The sequence below is a fragment of the Lysobacter zhanggongensis genome, assembly GCF_046638635.1.
Classification (GTDB): domain Bacteria; phylum Pseudomonadota; class Gammaproteobacteria; order Xanthomonadales; family Xanthomonadaceae; genus Novilysobacter; species Novilysobacter luteus.
The window spans coordinates 1-2,743 of sequence record NZ_JBJXHK010000143.1; the positions used below are offsets into that span (position 1 = coordinate 1).

At 72.5% G+C, this 2,743-nt stretch carries 3 protein-coding genes and 1 pseudogene; 2 read left to right on the top strand and 2 right to left on the bottom strand.

What is annotated here, in order from left to right; genetic code table 11:
• Both ACKVMH_RS13180 and ACKVMH_RS13185 read left to right on the top strand, forming a co-directional pair.
• Positions 1-733 (top strand): dihydrolipoamide acetyltransferase family protein (locus ACKVMH_RS13180; protein WP_412700628.1); only part of this gene is annotated, 733 nt, incomplete at its 5' end.
• A 56-nt stretch (positions 734-789) separates the two neighbouring features.
• The gene (locus ACKVMH_RS13185) at positions 790-1,173 is read left to right on the top strand and encodes a VOC family protein (protein WP_215218853.1); all 384 of its coding nucleotides are present in this window, start codon (positions 790-792) and stop codon (positions 1,171-1,173) included.
• On the opposite strand, the gene ACKVMH_RS13190 is transcribed toward ACKVMH_RS13185, so the two are convergent.
• Both ACKVMH_RS13190 and ACKVMH_RS13195 read right to left on the bottom strand, forming a co-directional pair.
• Entirely contained in the window at positions 1,170-2,228 is a 1,059-nt protein-coding gene (locus tag ACKVMH_RS13190) for a GGDEF domain-containing protein (protein WP_412700629.1), read from the bottom strand. The two genes, ACKVMH_RS13185 and ACKVMH_RS13190, sit on opposite strands and share 4 nt — an antisense overlap.
• 135 nt (positions 2,229-2,363) lie before the next feature.
• Positions 2,364-2,743, bottom strand: a pseudogene (locus ACKVMH_RS13195) (tryptophan--tRNA ligase); the annotation flags it as partial.

The window sequence follows — 2,743 nt, forward strand, 5'->3', positions numbered from 1 at the left end:
CCCGGTGGCGGCATCGGCTCCTGCCCCGGCCCAGCGCAGCACGCTGTCGCAGGGGGGCCGGCCGATGCGCACGCAGCCGCCAGGCGTGGCCGCCAGCGGCCAGCCCGAACAGCTCAAGGGCGTGCGCCGCAACATGGCGCGGGTCATGGCCGACGCGCACAGCAAGGTGGTCCCGACCACCCTGTGCGACGACGCCGATCTCCACGCCTGGATCGGCAAGCAGGACATCACCGCCCGCCTGATCCGCGCGATCGTCGCGGCCTGCAAGGCGGTGCCGGCGCTCAATGCGTGGTTCGACGGCGACAAGCTGGTGCGGACGATGCACCCGCAGGTCGACATCGGCATCGCGGTCGACACCGACGACGGCCTGTTCGTGCCGGCCCTGCGCAACGCCGACATGCTCGATGCCGCGGGCGTGCGCGGCGCGATCCAGCGCCTGCGGGCGCAGGTGGAGGATCGCAGCATCCCCGCCAGCGAGCTGTCGGGGTACACCATCTGCCTGTCCAACTTCGGCATGTTCGCCGGCCGCTACGCGACCCCGGTGGTCGTGCCGCCGACCGTCGCCATCGTCGGCGCCGGCAAGCTCTCCCACGACGTGGTGGCGGTGATGGGCGGCATCGAGGTGCACCGTCGCATGCCGATTTCGCTGACCTTCGACCACCGCGCCTGCACCGGCGGCGAGGCCGCCCGGTTCCTCAAGGCGCTGCTCGACGACCTCGGCGCGCCGCAGTAGGCTGCGACACAGGGGGCGCACCACACGGTGCGCCCTTTTTACTTCCGGAGGACGCCATGGCCCACCACAGCCGCCTGGCCGGCTTCATCATCGACAGCCGCAGCGACGACCTCGACACCACGGCCCGCTTCTGGAGCGCCGCGCTCGGCCTGCGGGTGGCCGACCCCGATTCGGGCGGCACCGGCCAGTACGCCGAGTTCGCCGGCGTGCCGGGTGACCTGCACGTGGAGGTGCAGAAGGTCGACCACCCCTCGCGCGTCCACCTGGACATCGAGACCGACGACATCGACGCCGAGGTGGCGCGACTGGAGGCGCTCGGCGCCACCCGCGTCGCGTTCGTCAAACGCTGGTGGGTGATGCAGGCGCCCGACGGCCAACGCTTCTGCGTGGTGCCCCTGCGCGACGACAACGGCCGGCCGGCGCCCCACCGCTGGGACTAGCGGTCCACCCGCTCGGTATCGTCGACCACCACGCGGTCGCGCCCGCCGGCCTTGGCCCGGTACAGCGCCTGGTCGGCGCGCTGGAAGACCTCCTCGGGCAGGTCCCGCGACGGGTCGCCTGCGGCGACGCCGGCTGACAGGGTCAACGTAAACGGCAGCGCCAGCAGCGCCACGCTCTGGCGGATGCGCTCGGCGATCTCCGCCGCACTGGCGGGCGAGGTCGACGGCAAAACCACCAGGAACTCCTCGCCACCGAAACGCACCGCGACGTCGTCAGCCCGGATGGCTGCTGCCACCGCGGCCGCGGCCTGGCGCAACGCGTTGTCGCCCAGCAGGTGGCCGTGGCGGTCGTTGACCTGCTTGAAGTGGTCGATGTCGAGCAGCATCAGGCAATACGGGCCGGCCGCCAGACGCGCGAGCGCCTGCGGGCTTTGCCGCAGTTGCGCCAGAGCGTCGCGGTTGAGCAGGCCGGTCAGCGTGTCGTGGGTCGCGCGGTGCTCGAGCGCGCGGGTCATGTCGCGGTGCTCGGTCAGTTCAAGCTGCTGCTGGCGCGCGTGGCGGTCCAGTTCGAGCAGTCGCTGCGCCTGCCGGGCCAGGATCTCCAGGCCTTCATGCTGGCGGGCATCCAGCGTCCGGGCGACGAGGTCGAGGACGCAGATCACCCCGATCGGGTGGCCCTCGGCGTCGCACAGCGCGCGGCCGGCGTAGAACCGCGCAGTACCGCCGGCGATCGGAATCGTCCGCGCCTCACCCGCCGGGATGTCGTCGACCACCAGCGTGGCGCCAGGGTCGGCCATTGCGCGTTCGCTGAGTGCGTTGTCGCGCGGCAGCGCCTCCCGTACCACGCCGGTGCCCGCCTCCAGCCGGAACCACCCGCCATCCACCAGCGCGATGGCCGCGGCCGGCGCGTCGCACAGCAGGGCGGCAAGCCGCACGATGTCACCCAGCGCCTCGTCGCCGCGTCCCGTTGGAGGCACGGGCGCGCCGCCGGCGGTGTCGATGTCGACACCGGGCACCAGGCGGTCGGGCACGCGTGACAGGAGGCTGGAAGGCATGGACGGGGGCGGTCGGATTCCCCCGCAGGGTAACGGTCGCCCTACCGCTGTCCCGTGATGGACGCCCCACTCGACGACGCGCCGCCGCATGCGTTCAGGCAGTCGGCGCGCCGTTGTTGTCGCGTTCCTTCGCGGTCAATCCGCGCGGCTGGCAGACTTCTCGGCGTCGGCCGCACGTATCGCCGCCAGCGCGGCAAGCACGTCCTCGTTGGCGACATCGGGCGCACTGGCGACCATGCCGTCGGCGGGGTCCAGGCCATCGCGCTTGATCGCGGCGATCCGCAGCCCGGCGTCGCGTGGCGAGTCGAATCCCTCGCTCTGCAGCAACACGCGATCGCCCTGCACCAGCTTGAAGTAGAACCGGCCGTCGGCCTCCCGGTACTGCTTGAACTGCGGGAGCGCGACCGGGCGCGTGGGTGCGCCGGCGCCGCGCGCGTCTGCGCCAGCGGCGAGGTTGCGCAGCCCGACCGCATCGCGCAACGCTCGCAGGGTCGGCAGCGCGCGTTCCTCGCGCA

Excerpts from the sequence above, each read along its gene's own strand:
- ACKVMH_RS13185 (WP_215218853.1), top strand. The coding sequence starts at position 790 with ATGGCCCACCACAGCCGCCTGGCCGGCTTCATCATCGACAGCCGCAGC.
- ACKVMH_RS13190 (WP_412700629.1), bottom strand. The coding sequence starts at position 2,228 with ATGCCTTCCAGCCTCCTGTCACGCGTGCCCGACCGCCTGGTGCCCGGT.